Annotated in this window: 1 protein-coding gene; it reads right to left on the reverse strand. The window is 58.0% G+C overall.

Annotation, left to right across the window (positions count from 1 at the left end; all coding sequences use genetic code 11):
* Positions 1–19 precede the first annotated feature (19 nt).
* Positions 20–1,209, reverse strand: a protein-coding gene (locus GFM02_RS34725) for an IS3-like element ISRle4 family transposase (protein WP_168324228.1) whose coding sequence is annotated in 2 segments (ribosomal slippage) — positions 20–960 and positions 960–1,209 — 1,191 coding nt in all. Because the reading frame shifts where the segments join, the coding sequence is not laid out codon by codon here.
* Positions 1,210–1,273 lie beyond the last annotated feature (64 nt).

Here is a 1,273-nt window from a genome sequence, read left to right on the forward strand (position 1 = left end):
TTGACCTTGCCCCCAAGTTTTATCCAGTTTTGAGTTCGCTCCAGCGGTTTTTGGTTGCTGTTGTTGGTTCGGTAGCGGCGGGTTGCGGTGCGGAGCCATTTCGGCTGCGCAGCACCGCATCACGTCGCGGGTTGAGTGTCTGAGCGAATTCGGCCGGTGTCAGCCAGCCAAGGCCTGAATGCGGGCGTTGATCGTTGTAATCGCTACGCCAGTTTGAAAGCGCAGACCGGGCGTGAGCAAGCGACGAGAACAGAGTTTCATTCAAGAACTCGTCTCGCAGCCGCCCGTTGAAGCTTTCGATAAAAGCGTTCTGGATAGGCTTGCCAGGCGCAATGTAATGCCAGTCAACCTTGGTCCGGTCCGCCCATTGCAGGATCGCGTTGCTGGTGAACTCGCTGCCGTTGTCGCTGACGATCATCCTCGGCTTGCCGCGCTCCTCGATAATCCGGTCAAGCTCCCGTGCGACGCGAAGACCGGAAAGCGATGTATCGGCGACGAGCGCCAGGCACTCCCTCGTGCAATCATCGACGACGGTCAGAATCCGCAATCTGCGCCCATCGGTGAACTGATCCGACACGAAGTCTAGCGACCAACGATCATTGGCCACCATCGGGATCAACATCGGCGCGCGCGTGCCTATCGCTCGCTTCCGGCCGCTGCGCTTGCGCACCGCCAGTTTCTCCTCCCGATAGAGCCGGAAGAGCCTCTTGTGGTTCACGAGGTGACCCTCCCGCCGGAGCAGCACATGAATGCGTCGATATCCGAAGCGGCGACGTTCATGCGCCAACGCCTTCATTCGCTCGCGAAGCTCATGATCATTGTCGCGCCTGGTCTCGTAACGGACCGTCATTCGGCAAAAACCAATGGCTTTACACGCCCGCCGTTCGCTCATCTCATGATGGCTCATCAGATGCGCGACAGCTTTCCGCTTGGCCGCGGGCGTCATCACTTCTTTCCCAAAAGGTCTTTCAAGGCAGCATTGTCGAGCATCGCATCCGCCAGGAGCCGTTTCAGCTTCGTGTTCTCGTCCTCAAGCGTCTTCAGCCGCTTGGCCTCGGACACCTCCATGCCGCCGAACTTGGCCTTCCATTTATAGATGCTGGCATCGCTGACGCCATGCTTGCGGCAAAGCTCCGAGACCGGCGTGCCTGCCTCGTGCTCCTTCAATATGCCGATGATCTGTTCGTCTGTGAAACGATTGCGCTTCATCCTCTGGTCCTCTCAATGGGCCAGAGCTTACTTCAAAATGGATTATTTCAACGGGGCAAGGTCA

The organism is Rhizobium leguminosarum bv. viciae (assembly GCF_012276115.1).
Classification (GTDB): domain Bacteria; phylum Pseudomonadota; class Alphaproteobacteria; order Rhizobiales; family Rhizobiaceae; genus Rhizobium; species Rhizobium leguminosarum_T.